The organism is Microterricola viridarii, from assembly GCF_900104895.1.
Classification (GTDB): Bacteria; Actinomycetota; Actinomycetes; order Actinomycetales; family Microbacteriaceae; genus Microterricola; species Microterricola viridarii.
This window is the reverse complement of the sequence record NZ_LT629742.1, coordinates 3471452-3489023: the sequence shown is the minus strand read 5'-3', so window position 1 is coordinate 3489023 and position 17572 is coordinate 3471452. Positions and strand designations below refer to the sequence as shown.

At 70.2% G+C, this 17572-nt stretch carries 14 protein-coding genes; 5 read left to right on the top strand and 9 right to left on the bottom strand.

The window, feature by feature from the left end; genetic code table 11:
- Nucleotide 1: 1 nt before the first annotated feature.
- Entirely contained in the window at nt 2-1384 is a 1383-nt protein-coding gene (locus BLT62_RS16020; protein ID WP_172829731.1) for a TIGR00366 family protein, read from the bottom strand.
- A 201-nt stretch (nt 1385-1585) separates the two neighbouring features.
- On the opposite strand from BLT62_RS16020, the gene BLT62_RS16015 reads away from it, so the two are divergent.
- Entirely contained in the window at nt 1586-2320 is a 735-nt protein-coding gene (locus BLT62_RS16015; protein ID WP_083364958.1) for an IclR family transcriptional regulator, read from the top strand.
- Between the two features lie 35 nt (nt 2321-2355).
- On the opposite strand, the gene BLT62_RS16010 is transcribed toward BLT62_RS16015, so the two are convergent.
- From BLT62_RS16010 to BLT62_RS16000, 3 genes are all read right to left on the bottom strand, one after another.
- The gene (locus BLT62_RS16010) at nt 2356-3177 is read right to left on the bottom strand and encodes an enoyl-CoA hydratase-related protein (protein WP_083364957.1); all 822 of its coding nucleotides are present in this window, start codon (nt 3175-3177) and stop codon (nt 2356-2358) included.
- 3 nt (nt 3178-3180) lie between these two features.
- Nucleotides 3181-3990: an enoyl-CoA hydratase/isomerase family protein gene (locus BLT62_RS16005; protein WP_083364956.1), complete on the bottom strand. Its 810-nt coding sequence runs from the start codon at nt 3988-3990 to the stop codon at nt 3181-3183.
- Between the two features lie 72 nt (nt 3991-4062).
- Nucleotides 4063-5550: a 3-hydroxyacyl-CoA dehydrogenase gene (locus tag BLT62_RS16000; RefSeq protein ID WP_172829730.1), complete on the bottom strand. Its 1488-nt coding sequence runs from the start codon at nt 5548-5550 to the stop codon at nt 4063-4065.
- Between the two features lie 188 nt (nt 5551-5738).
- On the opposite strand from BLT62_RS16000, the gene BLT62_RS15995 reads away from it, so the two are divergent.
- The 3 genes from BLT62_RS15995 to BLT62_RS15985 all read left to right on the top strand — a co-directional run bounded on the left by BLT62_RS15995 (nt 5739) and on the right by BLT62_RS15985 (nt 8913).
- Nucleotides 5739-6731 (top strand): Gfo/Idh/MocA family protein, encoded by a 993-nt coding sequence (locus BLT62_RS15995; RefSeq protein WP_083364954.1) that lies wholly within the window; start codon nt 5739-5741, stop codon nt 6729-6731.
- Nucleotides 6732-6807: 76 nt separating this feature from the next.
- Nucleotides 6808-8289 carry a D-alanyl-D-alanine carboxypeptidase/D-alanyl-D-alanine-endopeptidase gene (locus tag BLT62_RS15990; protein WP_083364953.1) on the top strand — a complete coding sequence of 494 codons (1482 nt, stop codon included), beginning with the start codon at nt 6808-6810 and terminating at the stop codon, nt 8287-8289.
- 39 nt (nt 8290-8328) lie between these two features.
- Nucleotides 8329-8913: an isochorismatase family protein gene (locus BLT62_RS15985; RefSeq protein ID WP_083364952.1), complete on the top strand. Its 585-nt coding sequence runs from the start codon at nt 8329-8331 to the stop codon at nt 8911-8913.
- 720 nt (nt 8914-9633) lie between these two features.
- Here the strand turns inward: BLT62_RS15985 and hpaD are convergent.
- From hpaD to BLT62_RS15965, 4 genes are all read right to left on the bottom strand, one after another.
- Complete coding sequence (gene hpaD, locus BLT62_RS15980; protein WP_083364951.1) at nt 9634-10749, bottom strand: 3,4-dihydroxyphenylacetate 2,3-dioxygenase; 1116 nt, start codon at nt 10747-10749, stop codon at nt 9634-9636.
- Between the two features lie 53 nt (nt 10750-10802).
- On the bottom strand, nt 10803-12299 hold the full coding sequence (gene hpaE / locus BLT62_RS15975; RefSeq protein WP_083364950.1) for a 5-carboxymethyl-2-hydroxymuconate semialdehyde dehydrogenase: 1497 nt from the start codon (nt 12297-12299) through the stop codon (nt 10803-10805).
- A 102-nt stretch (nt 12300-12401) separates the two neighbouring features.
- Nucleotides 12402-13121 carry a GntR family transcriptional regulator gene (locus tag BLT62_RS15970; protein ID WP_083364949.1) on the bottom strand — a complete coding sequence of 240 codons (720 nt, stop codon included), beginning with the start codon at nt 13119-13121 and terminating at the stop codon, nt 12402-12404.
- Nucleotides 13103-14653 (bottom strand): fumarylacetoacetate hydrolase family protein, encoded by a 1551-nt coding sequence (locus tag BLT62_RS15965; protein WP_083365531.1) that lies wholly within the window; start codon nt 14651-14653, stop codon nt 13103-13105. The genes BLT62_RS15970 and BLT62_RS15965 overlap by 19 nt, the downstream gene beginning before the upstream one ends.
- Before the next feature lie 224 nt (nt 14654-14877).
- On the opposite strand from BLT62_RS15965, the gene BLT62_RS15960 reads away from it, so the two are divergent.
- Nucleotides 14878-15723 (top strand): DMT family transporter, encoded by an 846-nt coding sequence (locus BLT62_RS15960; RefSeq protein WP_231919259.1) that lies wholly within the window; start codon nt 14878-14880, stop codon nt 15721-15723.
- Between the two features lie 31 nt (nt 15724-15754).
- Here the strand turns inward: BLT62_RS15960 and BLT62_RS15955 are convergent, their stop codons facing one another.
- Complete coding sequence (locus BLT62_RS15955; protein WP_083364948.1) at nt 15755-17461, bottom strand: thiamine pyrophosphate-binding protein; 1707 nt, start codon at nt 17459-17461, stop codon at nt 15755-15757.
- Nucleotides 17462-17572: the final 111 nt, after the last annotated feature.

Genomic DNA, 17572 nt, shown 5'->3' with positions numbered 1-17572 from the left:
CCTACAGGTGCAGCGGGAGGAAGTTCAGCGCCAGGATCCAGATGATTCCGACGATGATGAGGATGGGCAGGCAGTACCCCATGAAGTCGCGCACGCGCAGCTTGGTGCCGACGGCGAGGATGGGGAAGTAGAGCAGGGCCCAGAACGGCTGGATCAGGTTGGTCCAGATGTCGCCGTATGTGATGGCCATGACCGTGAGTGTGTTGTCGATGCCGAAGGCCTCGCCGCCGGGAATGAGGAATGGCGCGGTGGCGACGAACTGCGAGCCCGCCGACGGCACGAACAGGTTGAGCACGCCGGTGATCAGGAAGGTGATCGTCAGGTAGGTCTCCGGGGTGGCGACGCTGACGAGGCCGTCGGTCAGGACGCCGGCCAGACCGGTCGCCGCGAAGATGGAGGCGATGCCGCCGTAGATCGGGAACTGCAGCATGATCGAGCCCGTCGACACCAGGTTGCGGGCGAAGGATGCCGCATAGGCGACCGCATTCTTCTGCGCGAGGAATCCGATGACGAGGGCGATGAAGGCCACCGTGTTCAGGTTGAGGCCGGCCAGGCCGTTCTGCGCGAAGAAGTAGACGAGGTAGCCGAGGCCGAGCAGGCCGATCGTGAGGATCGGGATCCGGCTCTTGTTGACCCGGTCGGCGAAGGTGTTGCTGCCGCCGAGCGAGTCGTCGCCCTCACCTTCGCTGCCGCCGGCCTCAGCCGAGGCCGGGACGCCGCCGGACACGGCGAGGTCGGCGAAGGAGACGATCTCCTTCTTGTTGCGGGCGATGAAGTAGAAGGTGACGGTGGTCGCGATGACGATGGCTGCCGCCGAGACGAGGTTCATCACCGAGAACGTTGTGTCTTCCAGGCCGATGAGCCCGCCGATGGTCTCGGTGAGCGGGCCCTCGGAAGCGACGAACAGCGGGATGGTGCCGGAGATTCCTGTCAGGGAGATGACGAACGAGGAGTACGCGATGGCCGAGATGAGCCGGTAGTCGACGTTCTTCATCTCCTTGGCGATGGCCCGGGCGAAGATGGCCGTCACCACTGGGCCGATGTACCAGCCGATGAAGGAGGTCAGCGCGCCGAGCACGCCGGTCGCGATGTAGGCGGTCTGCGGGCGGGTGATCTTGCTGGCGGCCCACTTGATGCCCTGCTGCACCTTGGGGGTGTCCACGAGCACGAGCGCGGCCGCATAGGTGAAGGCGAGTTGGAAGGCGAACGTGAAGAGCATCGGGATGCCGACGAACCAGGCGTCCAGCACATCGCCGGGGCCGGAGTCCGTGAAGATGAGGGCCAGCGCCATGGCGACCACGGTGAGCACGAGCGCGAAGATGAGTGAGTCGGGGAAGTAACGGGCGTACCAGCTGGCGACCCTCTCCGAAGCCGACGTTTTCACTCGCTGTCTTGTCATCGTTGACATAGAAGAACTCCAGTTCACAGTGGGGGGAACGGCCATGCTGAAACGGCCAGGGGGACGAGCCCGCAGTCACACTATCCGGGGGATTTGCACCGCTCCAAGCCGTTTGCCGGAAGCCCTTTCCGCCTGCCGGAACGGTCGCCCGCCGGCCGCACGGCGGCCTGTCGGTAGGATGGCAGAATGGCTGGCCAACCGATCGAAGCGCTCGCTCGGGGCCTGCGAGTCCTCGAGGTTCTGTCGAGCGCGAGCGGCTCGATGGGCAACGGCCAGCTGTCCCGCGCGACCGGTCTGCCGCCGTCGACGATCTCGCGGTTGACCGACAGCCTGGTGCAGCTCGGCTACCTGCGGGTGAGCCCGGAATCCGGCGCCTACATGCTCACGCCGAAAAACCTCCGGCTCGGCTACCCGGTGTTGGCGAACATGCCCATCGCCGGCCGAGCCCAGCAGGCAGTCGACCGGCTGGGCGATGCGGCCGGGATGACCGCGGCGCTCGCCGTGCGGGACGACCTGCACATGTCCTTTCTCGCGATTCGCCGGCCGCGCAAGGCGCGTGCCGTGCCGCTTGCTGTCGGCGGGCGCCTGCCGATCTCGATGTCGGCCGCCGGCGTCGCGTTCCTGCGCGCGACGCACGAACCGACCCGCTCGCGCGTGACGAACGCCATCTACGCCGACCTGCAGCGTCGCGGCCAGCCGGTCGAGGACTTCGAGCGCCGCCTGGCCGAGCCCGAGAAACCGGTATACGTGAGCCTCGGCGGCTGGCACTCGGATGTCGGCGGCGTGGCGACCGCGTTCCGCGCTGGAGGCGAGCTGTACGCGCTCAGCCTGATCGCGCGTACTGACGAGCTCGCCGAGACCGACGTCGCCGGCGAGCTCTCCGAGATGCTCCGGGAAACGGCGGACGAGCTCTCCGACTGATCCGCCGCCTCGGGCGTCCGTGGGACGCCTCCCGGTCACTCCCCGCGGAACTGCGGCTGCCGCTTCTCGGTGAAGGCGCGCAGGCCCTCTTCCTTGTCGTGGGTGGAGAACAGGATGTGCAGGGCTTTGCGCTCCAGCGCCATCGCGGTCTCGAGCGAGGCGTCGGCGCCCAGTTGGAGCACCTCCTTGATCTGCTCGACGGCGATGCCGGGCAGGGCTGCGATGCCCGTCGCCATCTCGATCGCGGCATCCTCGACATCCGAGTCGGCAACGAGTCGCGAGACTAGTCCGATGTCGTAGCCTTCGCGGGCGCTGATCAGCTCGCCGGTCAGGCAGAGGCGCATTGCGTGGAACTTGCCGACGGCGCGGAGCAGGCGCTGCGTGCCCCCGGCGCCGGGCAGGATGCCGAGTCGTACCTCGGGCTGGCCGAGGGTGACGCTCTCCCCAGCGATGATGATGTCGGCGTTCATCGCGAGCTCGAGCCCGCCGCCGAGCGCGTGGCCGTTGAGGGCGGCGATGACAGGGCGCGAGAAGCGGCCGACGGCGGCCCACAGACGTTCCGTATGCCGCTGGTACATCTCCACGCCGGAGACGCCGATCATGCTGTTGATGTCGGCACCGGAGGCGAAGGAGCGCCCGGCCCCGGTGAGCACGACAGCTCGCACGGTGGCGTCCTCCTCCAGTTCCCAGAACACGGCGGCGAGTCGTCGGCGCAGCGGCATCGAGAGCGCATTGCGCGCCTCGGGCCGGTTGAGCCGCACCAGCACCACGCCGGGCGCTGGCCGTTCTACCAGCACCTGGTCGAGCGCCTCGTCCTCGGTTGCGGGCGCGCCGGGCGCGCCATCGGGGCTCGTCATGGCCTAGCGCGTCTCAGCTGCCGCACCGAATTGCGGGCGCCGCTTCTCGACCAGCGAGGCGCGGCCCTCGCGCACGTCGGGGCCGTTGAAGCCCATGAACTCGAGGGCGAGCGAGGCGTCGAAGGTGGGGCCGGCCATGCGCAGCCAGTTGTTCAGGGAGTACTTGGTCCAGCGCAGCGCCGTCTTGGACCCGCGGTTGAGCTTGCGGGCGACCTCGAGGGCCTTCTCCTGCACCTGGTCCTGCTCGACGCAGAGCGAGACGAGACCCATTCGCTCCGCCTCCTCGCCGGTGACCGACTCGCAGAGCATCAGGTGATACTTGGCCTTGGCCATGCCGCAGAGCAAGGGCCAGATGATGGCGGCGTGGTCGCCGGCGGCGACGCCGAGGCGGGTGTGGCCGTCAATGATGCGGGCGTCCTTGGCGGCGATCGAGATGTCGGCGAGCAGCCCGGCGGCCAACCCGGCACCGACGGCGGGGCCCTCCATGGCGGAGATGATCGGCTTCTCGCAGTTGATGACGCCGTAGACGAGGTCGCGGGCTTCCTTCCACACCCGGGTCAGTGTGTCGAAGTTCTCCGACATGTCTTTGACCAGCTCCAGATCGCCGCCGGCCGAGAACGCACCGTCGGAACCGGTGAGGATGACGACATTGACGTCCGGGTCAGCGTCGATGTCACGCCAGATCTTCGCGAGCTCGGTGTGCATGCCGGCGTGCGCGGCATTCAGCCGCCCGGGACTGTGCATTGTCACGCGCAGGATGCCGTCCTCCACCATGTCGGTGAGGAGGTATTCGTAGGAGTCGTAGGCAGACATCGCTGTCCCTTTCATTTGGTGCAGCGCGGTGCGGTGCGGTGTGGTGTGGTGTGGTGGCAGAGTCGGGGTGGTTCAGGAGAAGTCTGGGGTGAGCGCCGAGAGCCCGGCGTTTGCCCGACGGCGCAACCAGGCGCTCGTCGTGTACCGCTGGTCGGCCGTGGTCTCGTGCATGCCGGCCAGGATCGCGGTGATGGTGTGGAGGCCGACGCGGTCGGCCCACTCCAGCGGCCCGTGCGGGTAGCGAAGGCCGAGGGTGACGGCGGTGTCGATGTCGCCAGGGGAGGCGATGCCGCGCTGGGCGACGTCCGCGGCCAGATTCACGATGGCGGCCAGCAGCCGTTGGGCGATAAAGCCGGGCGAGTCCCGGATCACCTCGACGCCGCCGATGCCGCGAAGCCGCTCGGCGAGAGCGTGGACCGCCTCGGCGTCCACACCGGGCGGGACCATCACGGTGTGCACGGACGGCTCGGCGACGAGCAGGTCGAGGGCGACGGTGCGCAGAGGGTCGAGCCCCAAACGGGCGGCGCTTGCGGAGGCGTCGGATCCCCAGGGCGCGATCAGCACCAGATCGGCCTCGTTTGCCGCGACCACCGGGATGCCCGCCCGCGCGCAGAGGGAGGAGAGCGCCTCACGGTTGTCGCCGGCCAGGGCGACGCCGATCGCGCGGACGCTGCTGACAGCAGTCGGCGCCGGCTGCTCGGCTGTGGCGTCCGGCCCCGCATAATCGTGGAAACCCCTGCCCGTCTTCCGGCCGAGCAGGCCGGCGTCGAAGAGGTAGCGGTGGTACCAGGTGGAGCGCAACCGTGGGTCACCGAAGTTGTGCTCGTACAGGTTGGCGGTGACGGTGTAGTTGATGTCCAGCCCGGTGAGGTCCATCAACTCGAACGGGCCCAGCGGGAAGCCCAGGTTCGCGGTGGCGATGCGGTCGATCTGCTCGACGCTGGCGATGCCGTCTTGCAGGATGGCGAGCGCCTCGGTCGCGTAGGCGCGGCCGGCCAGGTTCACCAGGAACCCGGGGGAGTCGCGCACGACGACCGCCGTCTTGCCGATCCCGGCGACCCAGGCCTTGGCGCGCTCGAGCACGGCGTCGGCGCTGTACGGGGTGCCGACCACCTCCACAAGCGCCATGGCCGGGACGGGGTTGAAAAAGTGCAGGCCGATCAATCGCGTCCGCCGCTGCACCGCGCTTGCGATGGAAGCGATGGAGAGCGAGGAGGTGTTGCTGGCGAGAATCGTGTCCGGGCCGACGACTGCCTCGAGTTGGGCGAAGACCGAGCGCTTGACGTCGAGCCGTTCGACGATCGCCTCGATCACCAGCTCGGCACCGGCAAGCCGCTCGATCGCGTCGACGCCGGAGATGCGCGCCACCGTTGCCGCCGCGGCGTCCGCAGTGATGCGGCCGCGTTCGGCGGCCCGGCCCAGGCTCGCGGAGATCGCGTCCAGGCCGGAGGTGACGGCATCCGCGTTGCTGTCGAAGAGCACGACGTCGTGTCCGGCGGCGGCCGAGACCTGCGCGATTCCGCGCCCCATGGCACCCGCGCCGACAACGCCTACGATCATGTGGTGCACCCAGCCTCTCCTGGCCCCGCTTGGGGCCGATCTCCAGACTAGATTCGGTGCCTGGAGCGGACAACGCCAGCAGGCGGAAGCCTGTTCCGCCTGCCGGAACGAGCTTCCGGGTGCGCCGCCAAGCGATCGCGCCCGGTCGTTGCCACGCGCCGCGCGATGGGCCGCACTATGCTGGGCGCGTGAACACAACGACGACATCACTGCGCTGGGGAATTCTCGCTACCGGTGGCATCGCTCACGCGGTGACCTCCGACTTGGTTGCGAACGGGATCACGGTGCAGGCAGTCGGTTCGCGGCGTGCAGAGAGCGCGGCGCAGTTCGCCGCCGAGTTCGGCATCCCGAACGTGCACGCCAGCTACGAGGAGCTCGTCGCCGACCCGGACGTCGACGTCATCTACATCGCGACGCCGCACCCGTTCCACGCCGAGCACGCCACCATGGCGCTGAACGCCGGCAAGCACGTGCTCGTCGAGAAGCCGTTCGCCCTGAACGCCGAGGAGGCCCGAGAGGTCGTGGCCCTGGCCGAGGCGCAGGGCCTCGTCGTGCTCGAGGCCATGTGGACGCGCTTCCTGCCGCACATGCAGCGGATCCGCGAGATCCTCGACGCCGGCACGATCGGCGAGGTGCGCACCCTCATCGCCGACCACACCCAGAAGCTCTCCGACGACCCCGCCCACCGCCTGAACGCCCTCGAACTCGGCGGCGGCGCGCTGCTCGACCTCGGCATCTACCCGATCTCCTTCGCCTCCTCCCTGTTCGGCCAGCCGGAGAGCATCCAGGCCACCGCGAGCTTCCGGCCGACCGGCGCCGACGCGCAGATCGCCACCACCTTCCGCTACGCCTCCGGGGCGATCGCCACCACTCTCTCCGCCAGCGACGTGCAGGGCCCGAACCGCGCCAGCGTCATCGGCACGAACGGCCGCATCGATATCGACGGGGTCTGGTACACCCAGACGAGCTTCCGGGTGGTGGATGCCGCAGGCGCCGTCATCGAGGAGTTCACGACCGAGCAAAACGGCGGCGGCAAGCACTACCAGGCCGTCGCGCTCGAGGAGCTCGTGGCCCGCGGCGAGCTGAACGACCCGCGCCTGCCGCTGTCGGAGATCGTGCAGATCATGGAGACCCTCGACGCCGTGCGCGCCGAGATCGGCCTCGTCTACCCGGGGGAGTAGGCGCGGGTGCGGCCGCCCGCTGGCGGGGCGCGAGCGCGCCCACGGGGCGCTCAGGCTGGCGGCCTAAAATAGCGGGATGCCAGATTCCGACCAGCCCCGCCCTGCACCGTCTCCCGCCCAGGGCAGCGGTGCCACGCGCGAGCGCGGCGGCTTCCTCGGCACCCTGCGCAAGCACCCGCGCGCCACACTGATCACGGCCGGCGCGCTGGCGCTCGTGCTGTTCGGCGGCATCGCCGTCGCGGCCGGCAGCGCGTTCGGCGCCCCGGCGACGGCATCCGTCGCACTGGCGACCCCGAGCAACACCCCGACGCCCACCCCCACGCAAACGAGCCGGCCGGCGCCGGCCGCGGAACCGGCCGCGAGCATCGTGCGCCTGTGCTCGGTGGCCGATCTCGCCAGCGACCCCCGTCTCGGCAGCTTTCAGGCCCAGGTGCGCAACGCCGCCACCGGCGAGGTGCTCTACGACCGCGGTGGCGACACCGCCTCCCGCGCAGCCAGCGTCATGAAGGTGCTCACCTCGGCCGCGGCGCTCGACGTCCTCGGCCCCGACTACCGGGCGACGACCACCGTCGTCGCGGGTGCAGAGCCCGGCTCCGTCGTGCTCGTCGGCGGCGGCGACATCACGCTCAGCCGCACCCCGAGCGGTGACGAGTCCGCCTACGCCGGCGCCGCACACCTCGACGAGCTCGCCGCGCAGGTGCGCGCCGCCTGGGACGCCAACCCGGCCAACCCGCCGCTGACGAAGCTGGTGCTGGACTCCTCGCTGTTCGGCGGAGCCGAGTGGCAGCCCAGCTGGGACAGCAAGGAACTCTGGGACGGCTACATGCCCCCGATCACCGCGCTGCAGGTCGACGGCGACCGTGACAACGCCTACAGCAACACCTCCAGCCGCAGCGAGGACCCGATCGGGCGCGCCGGCGAGGCCTTCGCCGATGAGCTCGGCGGCGTCAGCGTCGAGCGCGGCACCGCCCCGGCCGGCGCGGCCGTGCTCGGCTCCGTGCAGTCGCAGCCGGTCTCGACGTTGATCCAGCAGACGCTGATCGTCTCGGACAACGCGATCGCCGAGATGCTCGCACGCCTGGTTGCCGTGGAGTCCGGCGCAGGCAACAGCTTCGAGGCGATCCAGGCCGGAACGCTCGCCGGCCTCGCCGGCTACGGCATCGACACCACCGGCATCGTGGCCGTCGACGGCTCCGGGCTGAGCGACGACAACGCCATCCCGCCGAGCTACCTCACCCAGCTGTTCATGAAGATCAACGCCCGCGAGGGCAACCTCGGCGTGATCTTCGACGGCCTGCCCGTCGCCGGGCAGAGCGGCTCGCTCTCCTACAGCGACCGGTTCGGCGGGGACAGCGCGATCGCCGACGGATCCGTGTTTGCCAAGACCGGCTGGATCGACACCGGGTACACGCTCTCCGGCGTCATCCACGCCGCCGACGGCACCCCGCTCACGTTCGCCATCTACGCGCTGGACGACGTCGGCGACAGCGCCAAGACGGCGATCGACGCGCTCACCGCCGGCTTCTACAGCTGCGGAAACACGCTCTCCAACCTGTAGTCCCGGCCGATTCACCCGTTCGGCGGGGATAATGGGGGCATGACTCGGGCACTTTTCATCGTTGACGTGCAGAACGACTTCACCGAGGGCGGTGCGCTCGGGGTGGTCGGCGGCGCGGACGTCGCAGCCGGCATCAGCGCCCTGCTCGCCGCACACGCGGGCGACTACGGCGCGATCTTCGCCTCCCGCGATTGGCACGACGAGGCCAACGACAACGGCGGGCACTTCGCCACGGATGCCGCCCCGGACTTCGTCGACAGCTGGCCGGTGCACTGCGTGGCCGGCACGATCGGCGCCGAGTACCACCCGGCGTTCGACACGACGGCCGTCACCTTCCACATCCGCAAGGGCCAGGGCAAGCCCGCCTACTCGATCTTCGAGGGCACCGGCGAGAACGGGGAGACCGTCTCCCAGCTGCTCACCGAGCGCGGCGTGACCGAGATCGACATCGTCGGCATCGCCACCGACTACTGCGTGCGCGCCAGCGCGCTGGACGCGCTCGAGCACGGCCAGCACGTGCGCGTGCTGCAGGACCTCGTAGCCGGGGTGGCCGCCGCGAGTTCCGTGGCCGCGCTGGCGGAGCTCGGCCACGCCGGGGCCGAGATCGTCGACTCCGCCCCGTAGCCGCCGGCGCGCATCGCCACGTTGGCTCGAGGGAGCGCCAGCGACCGAAGTCGACACCGGCGTGCAGATCCCGCCGGTCGAGGAGGCCATCCAGGGGCGTATTGAGAACCAGGTTCGTGCGGAGCGCTGTGTCTCGTGCGGGGTCTCGATACGCTCGTTCCTCGCTACTCGACCAGCGGGGTTTCGGCGGGCGCAACGGGCGGGAGCGGTGCGACCGTTTCGGGTCGGCGCGGGGGCTTCGGGGGCTGCGCTGCTCCTTCGTCGCGGCGCGGCCCCATCGAGCTTGCGTGCCTCCCCACGTTGGCTCGAGGGAGCGCCAGCGACCGAAGCCAACACCTGCGTGCCCAACCACGTTGGCTCGAGGGAGCGCCAGCGACCGAAGCCAACACCGCCGTGCCTACCGACGTTGGCTCGAGGGAGCGCCAGCGACCGAAGCCAACACCGCCGTGCCTAACCACGTTGGCTCGAGGGAGCGCCAGCGACCGAAGCCAACACCGCCGTGCAGATCCCGCCGGTTGAGTGGGCCCGTCGGGGCCGTGTTGAGAACCGGGTTTTCGTGGGGCGCTGTGTCTCGTGCGGGGTCTCGCCACGCTCGTTCCTCGCTACTCGACCAGCGGGGTTTCGAGCGGCTCAACGAGCGGGCGGATGCCGGCTGCGACAGCGCCCCGAACGACGTCAGGCCCGGCCGAGAACGGCCGGGCCTGACGCGGGTGTTGCGGTTTAGAGCGTGTTGCCGAGCTTGAAGCCCTTCTCGTTGTCGCCCTCGCGGGTGTACGAGAAGCCGTCGGCGCCGACGGTCACCTCCATCTCGGAGGAGTCGGTGCGCGCGACCAGCGGCTGCACCTGGCCGTCGAGGTCGAGCACGAGCGAGGCGTCCGTGTACCAGCTGGGCACAACGGGGTTGCCCCACCAGTCGCGGCGCTGGTTGTCGTGCACGTCCCAGGTGACGACGGGGTTGTCCGGGTCGCCCGTGTAGTAGTCCTGCGTGTAGATCTCGACGCGGTGGCCGTCGGGGTCGCGCAGGTACAGGTAGAACGCGTTCGAGACGCCGTGGCGGCCCGGGCCGCGCTCGATCGAGTCGGACTTGCGCAGGGCGCCGAGCTTGTCGCAGATCGCGATGATGTTGTGCTTCTCGTGCGTGGCGAATGCGACGTGGTGCATGCGCGGGCCGTCGCCGCCGGTCATGGCGGTGTCGTGCACGGTGGGCTTGCGGCGCATCCAGGCGGCGTAGGTGGTGCCCTCCTCGTCCTGGATGTCCTCGGTCACGCGGAAGCCGAGGTCTTCCATGTAGGCGACGGCGCGGGGGACGTCCGGGGTGACCTGGTTGAAGTGGTCCAGGCGCACCAGGCAGCCGGGGGTCTGCAGGTGGTAGGCCCAGGCGAGGCGCTCGACGTGCTCGACGTCGTAGAAGAACTCGTACGGGAAGCCGAGCGGGTCCTCGACGCGCACCGAGTCGCCGATGCCCTTGTTGTAGCCGTTCGGGTTGCGCTCGACGCGGCATCCGAGCTCGGTGTAGAAGGCGACGGCGGCGTCGAGCTCCTGCGGGCTCCGCACCCGGTAGCTGAACGCGGCCACAGCGGCGACATCGCCCTTGCGCAGCACGAGGTTGTGGTGGATGAACTCCTCGAAGCTGCGCAGGTAGACGACCTCGTCGTCCTCCTCGGTGACGACCAGACCGAGCACATCGACGTAGAACTCGCGCGAGGCGGCCAGGTCCGTGACGATGAGCTCCATGTAGGCACAGCGCAGGATGTCGGGTGCGGGCGACGTGGGCGTCGCGATGCGGTTGGCCGGCACGGCGATCGGGCTGTCGGTGGTGACGATTGGTTCAGTCATTGTGGTGCGTTCTCTTCCTTGAGTGGGGACTCGGGCCGAAATTGTGAAAAGGGTTACTTCGCGGTGCCGAAGCGGGGGGAGTGCGCCTCGTTGAGCGTGATGTGCACGGCCTGCTGGTCGGTGTAGAAGTCGATCGAGCGGTAGCCGCCCTCGTGGCCGAGGCCGGAGGCCTTGACGCCGCCGAACGGGGTGCGCAGGTCGCGCACATTGTTCGAGTTGAGCCAGACCATGCCGGCCTCGACCGACTGCGAGAAGTTGTGGGCGCGCTTGAGGTTGTTCGTCCAGATGTAGGCGGCGAGGCCGTAGCGGGTGTTGTTCGCCAGCTCGAGGGCTTCCTCATCGGTGTCGAACGGGGTGATCGCCACGACCGGCCCGAAGATCTCCTCCTGGAAGATGCGGGCGTCCGGGGCGACGTCGGCGAACACCGTGGGGGATACGTAGTTGCCCGTCTCCAGGCCCTCCGGGCGGCCGCCGCCAGCGACGAGGCGGGCCTCCGTCTTGCCGATCTCGACGTAGCTCATCACCTTGTCGTAGTGCTCGGGGTGCACCAGCGCGCCGACCTCGGTCTTCGGGTCGTGCGGGTCGCCGACGACGATGTTCTTCGCGCGCTCGGCGTACCGGGCGACGAAGTCGTCGTAGATCGGGCGCTCGACCAGGATGCGGCTGCCGGCGGTGCAGCGCTCGCCGTTCAGCGAGAAGACGCCGAACACGGTCGCGTCGAGGGCGGCGTCGATGTCGGCATCCGCGAACACGACGGCCGGGGACTTGCCGCCGAGCTCCATCGAGAGGCCCTTGAGGAACGGGGCTGCGTTGCCGAAGATGATCTGGCCGGTGCGGCTCTCACCGGTGAACGAGATGAGCGGCACGTCGGGGTGCTTGACGAGCGCGTCGCCCGCCTCCTCGCCGAGGCCGTTGACCAGGTTGAAGACGCCGTCGGGCACGCCGGCCTCGCGGAAGATCTCGGCCCAGAGCGAGGCGGAGAGCGGGGTGAACTCGGCCGGCTTGAGCACGACGGTGTTGCCGGTGGCCAGCGCGGGGGCGAGCTTCCACGACTCCAGCATGAACGGGGTGTTCCACGGGGTGATCAGGCCGGCGACGCCGATCGGCTTGCGGTTGACGTAGTTCACCTGGCGGCCGGGCACCTTGTAGGTGTCGTCGCGCTGGGCCACGATCAGGTCGGCGAAGAAGCGGAAGTTCTCGGCGGCGCGGTTGGCCTGGCCGAGCGCCTGCGTGATCGGCAGACCGGTGTCAAAGGTCTCCAGCTCGGCGAGGCGCTGGTCGCGGGCCTCGATGAGGTCGGCGATCTTGTGCAGCACGCGGGATCGCTGGCGCGGCAGCATGCGCGGCCACGGGCCGGTCTTGAACGCCCGCTGGGCTGCGGCGACGGCGAGGTCGATGTCGGCCTTCTGGCCGGCCGCGGCCTGCACGTAGCTCTCGTTCGACACGGGGTCGAGCACGTCGAACGTCTCGCCGCCGATCGAGTCGACGAACTGGCCGTCGATGAAGTGCTGGATCTTGCTGGGCAGGTTCTCGGGGATGTAGTGACTCATGGTTCTCATAACTCCATTGCTGAGGCCGTGGTCTGGCCACGGTGCGGGCTGGGCTGGCGATGCTGTCTGGGGTGCCCCCGCTGGCGGGGGCGGATGCCGCGGCTAGGCGACCGGCGCGTCGAGCTCCCCGACCGGGGCTGCGCGTTTGTGCTCGGCTTGGTAAGCGAGCATGGCGTCGAGGGTGCGGGTGCGGTGCGCGCGTGCAGCCAACTCGATCTCGAGCGCCGGGGCATCCGCCTCGAGGAGGCGCAGCAGCTCCTCGTGCTCCTCGACCGAGGCGCGGGCGCGTCCGGGGACGAAGCTGAAGCTGGAGTCGCGCAGCACGTTCATCCGGTTCCAGCCGCGGTGCACCAGGTCGAGGATGTGCGGGTTGGGGCACTCCTCGAACAGGACGGAGTGGAACTCGAGGTTGAGCGCGGTGAAGCTGTGCGGGTCGAAGTCGCCGAGGCAGTCGATCATGCGCTGGTTGATCGCCCTGGCGCGCGCGATGTGGTCGGCGGTGATGTGCGGCGCCGACATCGCGGTGGCCGCGCCCTCGACGATGCTGAGCGTCTGCATGGTGTGCAGGTACTCAGTCTCCTTGATCATCGCCACCTGCGCGCCGATGTTGCGCTCGAAGGTGACGAGGCCCTCGGCCTCGAGCAGGCGGATGGCCTCGCGCACCGGCACGACGCTGACGTCGAGCTCCTTGGCGATCTGGCCGAGCACCAGCCGGAATCCGGGCACGTAGCGGCCGTCGTTGATGCGCTCGCGGATGTAGCGGTAGGAGCGCTGCGCCTTGCTCAGCGTGGGGTCGGGGGCGTTCACTGCTGGGCCAGCCATTCGCTGTAGCGGGCCTTCCAGGCCGCATTCATCGGGAACAGGCCGTCCACCGATTCGCCGGCCGCGACCTGCTCGGCCACGTAGGCGTCCTGGCGCTCCTGCTCGGCGGCCTCCGCGACGACCTCGGCCAGCAGCTGCGGCGGGATCACGATCACGCCGTCGCCGTCGCCGACGATGATGTCGCCGGGCTGCACGGCCGCGCCGCCGCAGGCGATGGTCGCGTCCACCTCCCAGGGCACGTGCTTGCGGCCGAGCACGCTGGGGTGGGCGCCCTGCGAGAACACGGGGATGTCGAACTGGGCGACGGCGTCGAAGTCGCGCACGCCGCCATCGGTGACGATGCCGGCCGCGCCGCGCACCTGGGCGCGGAGAGCGAGCACATCGCCGACGGTCCCGGTGCCGCGCTGGCCGCGGGCCTCGACCACGAGCACCTCGCCCGGGTTGACCGTGTCGAACGCCACCTTCTGGGCGTTGAAGCCGCCGGCGTGGCTGGCGAAGAGGTCGGGCCGGAACGGGATGAAGCGCAGCGTCTTGGCGGTGCCGATCATGCGGGCGCCGGGGTGGTTGGAGAAGACGCCGTCGATGAAGATGTCGTGGTAGCCGCGCTTCCGCAGTGCCACAGAGAGGGTGGCGACCGCGACGCCCGCGATCTGCTCCTTGATCTCCTCGGTGAGCACGGATGCCGGCTGCGCGGCCTGCGCGCCCTCGAGCGCGCTGGCGCGGCCGGCGGCCACCGCGGCGGCGTGCTCGTCCTCGCTGCCCCAGGCCTCGATGCGCTGCAGGTCGTCGACGGCCGGCTTGCTGCCGAAGTCGCCGAACGGCTCGGTGCCGGCGGTGATCGTCGTGACGAGGCGGCCGCTGCTCGGGGCGCCCGCGGCGTCCGGGGCGTCGACCTCGACCTCGACGACGTCGCCGGGCAGCACGACGGAGGAGCCGGCCGGGGTGCCGGTGAGGATCACGTCGCCGGGCTCGAGGGTGAGCAGCTGCGAGAGGTCGGCGACGAGCTGGCCGAACGGGAAGAGCAGGTCTGCGGTGGTGTCGTTCTGCACCAGCTCGCCGTTGACCCAGGTGCGCACCCGCAGGGCGGCCGGGTCGAGCCCGGCGGCGGGGATGACGCGCGGGCCGAGCGGCGTGAAGCCGTCGCCGCCCTTGGAGCGGAGGTTCGAGCCCTTGTCTGCGGTGCGCAGGTCGTAGATGCCGAAGTCGTTGGCGGCGGTGACGCCGGAGACGGCGGCCCAGCCCTCGGCGGGGGAGACCCGGCGGGTCGGCCGGCCGATGATGAGGGCGACCTCGCCCTCGAAGGCGAGCAGCTCGGCGCCGGCCGGACGCTCGAGGGTGCCGCCGGTGGCGGCGACCGAGCTCGACGGCTTGAGGAAGTAGGAGGGCTTGGCCGGCGTGCGGCCGCGCTGGGCGGCGCGCGACGGGTAGTTCAGGTGCACCGCGATGATCTTGCCGGGAGCGCCCGGCGTGCCGGGTTCTGCGGTGTGGGCGGGGGTGGCGTCGGCCGCCTGGGTGCTGAGATCTGCGTTCATGGACATCCTCGTCTTCATTTGCTATTCCAAATGATATACGATCTGGCGGCGAATACAAGCCCGACCTCAGTGGGGTGCCCGCGCCTCCTCGGCCGCCGCTTTGTTTGCGTAAACATGAACTGCGCGTACACTGCCTTGATAACGCAAACATTCGCGAGGGAGTGCATGACGATGACCAGCTCAGCCAGCTTCGGCCTCTCGGCGGGGGTCCCGGTGCGCGCCTTGTGAGCGGGGGCGTCCTCCTCGCCGTGCTCGGCGCAGCGGTGCTGCACGGCAGCTGGAACGCGATCGCCAAGGCGATCCCGGCCCGCCTCGTCTCGTCGGCCCTGATCGGCCTGGTCTACCTCGTCGTCGGGGCGGTCGGCTGTGTGCTCCTGCCGTTCCCGCCCGCGGCCGCCTGGCCGTACATCCTCGTCTCCGCGGCCGTGCAGACGCTCTACCTGGTGCTGCTGACGGCGGCATATGCGAAGTCGGAGTTCGGCAAGACCTACCCGCTGACCCGCGGAATCGCCGTGCTCGGCGTGACGCTGATCTCCACGACGCTGCTCGGCGAGCAGATGACGGCGGCGCAGTTCGGCGGTGTCGCGGTTGTGGCCGTGTCGCTGTTCGCGTTGTCGTGGTCGCCGAGGGGGCGCACCGCCACCGCGGGAACGCTGATGGCCGTCGCCGTCGGCGTCACAATCACCGCCTACTCGGTGATCGACGGCATGGGGGTGCGGATCGCGGGAGACCCGCTCGGCTATGCGGCGTGGTTGTTCCTGCTGCAGGGGGTGACGCTCCCGCTGGTCTGCTTCCTGCTCGCGCGGGATCGCTCCGAGATGCTCCGCGGCATGCGCCGGCACGCGCCGCTGGGCGCCGTCGGCGGCGTGCTCTCCCTCGTCGCGTACACGATCGTGGTCTGGGCTCAGTCGATGGCGCCGCTCGCGGTCGTCTCCGCCCTGCGTGAAACCGGTGTGCTCGCCGCAGGCGTGATCGGCTACGTCGTGTTTCGTGAGCGATTCAGCACCTGGCGGTTGGCGGCGACCGTGATCGCGGTGACGGGAATCGTGGCCATCCGGCTGGGCGGCTGAGCGCTGCGGGAGCGCTCAGCCGCGCGGGCGCTCAACGCGCGCGGGTGTTGAACGCGTAGACCTCTTCTTGATACGGCGCCACGATGCTGCTGGAGACCCGGCAGTCCAGCACGAACGTGCCCCTGCCGTCCTCCGCGAGCCACTGCTCGAACTCGGCGAGGTCGCCGAGCGAGCGGATGACGCTGCCGCGCGCCCCGAGTGCGCGCCCGAGAGCGGCGAAGTCTGCCTGCTCGATGCGCATGGCCTCCTGGCCGAGGCCGAGCCGGCCGTAGAGGTGCACCTCGGCGCCGTAGACGGCGTCGTTCCAGACGACGATGATGGCACGGTCTGCCGTGCGGATCACGGAGTCGAGGTCGGCGAGGGCCATCAGGCCGCCGCCGTCGCCGGTCGTGACGACGAGGGTGGAGTCCGGCAGCGCGCGGGCGGCGCCGACCGCGCTCGGGAAGCCGAGGCCGATGGTCTGGAACGCGGTGCCGACCATCAGCATTCGGTTCGGGCTGGCGACCGGCCAGTACATGTTCGCCCAGCCGATGAAGTGGCCGCCGTCGGAGACGACGACGCGGTCCTCCGGCAGCAGACCGGCCAGGCGGGTGGCCACCTGGCGTGGGTCGAGCAGCCCATCCGGCAGCTCGACCTGGCCGGCCGGTCGAGCGCGCAGGCTGCCGTCGGCGAGCCCGGCGACCGATTCGCGCCACCCGGAGGGCTCGGCGCCCAGCCACGCGATGCGCGTCGCGATGGCCTCGACGCTCAGCTTCGCGTCGCCGCGCACGAACTGGGTGACGATGGGGTGGGCGCGCTCCTCGTCGTCGATGCGGATGACGGTGGTGCCCGGCGTGATCAGGGCGCCGAACTGCATCGTGAACTGGTTGAGCCCGGCGCCGACGACGAGCACGACGTCGGCGGTGCCGACGAGGCGCATCGCCTCCTCCTGGCCGAAGCCGCCGGTGACGCCGAGGTCGTACTCGGCGCGGGCGAAGAGGCCGCGGCCGAGGGCGGTGCTCGCCGTCACGGCGCCGGTCAGATCGGCGAGGCGGCTGAGGTCCTCGCCGGCGCCGGCGAGCCAGGCACCGCGGCCGGCCAAGATGAACGGGCGCTGCGCGGCGGCCAGGGCTGCGGCGGCGGCGTTGGTGTCGAGCGTGTCGGCGCGCAGCGGCGCCGGCAGGGCGAGGGGGCGGAGCGCCGCCGTGTCGGTGGCCGGCTTCGAGGAGAGGTCGTAGGGGATGGCGAGCACGACGGGCGCGCGGCCGGCGATGGCGCGCTCGAGGGCGCGGGTGGTCTGCTCGGCGGCATTCGCCGCGGTGACGACGATCGTCTCCGCGCCGAGTGCGGCGGCGAAGCCGGCCTGGTCGATGTCCCAGGGGCGGGGGCCCGTGCCGGGGGCGTCGCCGACGACGAGCACGAGCGGGATGCGGGCCTGCGCGGCCTCGGCCAGCGAGGTGGCCGCGTTGGTGAAGCCGGCGCCGTAGGTCGTGGTGGCGATGGCGATGCGGCCGCTGGCGCGATAGTGGGCGTCGGCGGCGGCCACACTGGCCGTCTCGTGCCGCACGGCGGTGAAGCGCAGCCCGGCGCGGCCGAGCGCGTCGATGAAGTAGGCGTTGCCATTGCCCATCACGCCGAACACCTCGGTGGCGTGCGGGGCGAGGGCCTGGGCGATGCGCGCGGAAACGGTGGGGGCGGGCGTGGGCGCGGCGGCCGGGCTCGAAGAGGAAACGGCGTCGGCGGTCGACAGAGCGGTCATGATGTTCCTTGAGTCATATTGCGGGTTTTCGAAGTCCGTATATGTCTCACGAGGAATGCACCGCGTTGCGCATCTTCGCTCAGTGTCCCTTTTGAGAACACGACGGCCGGG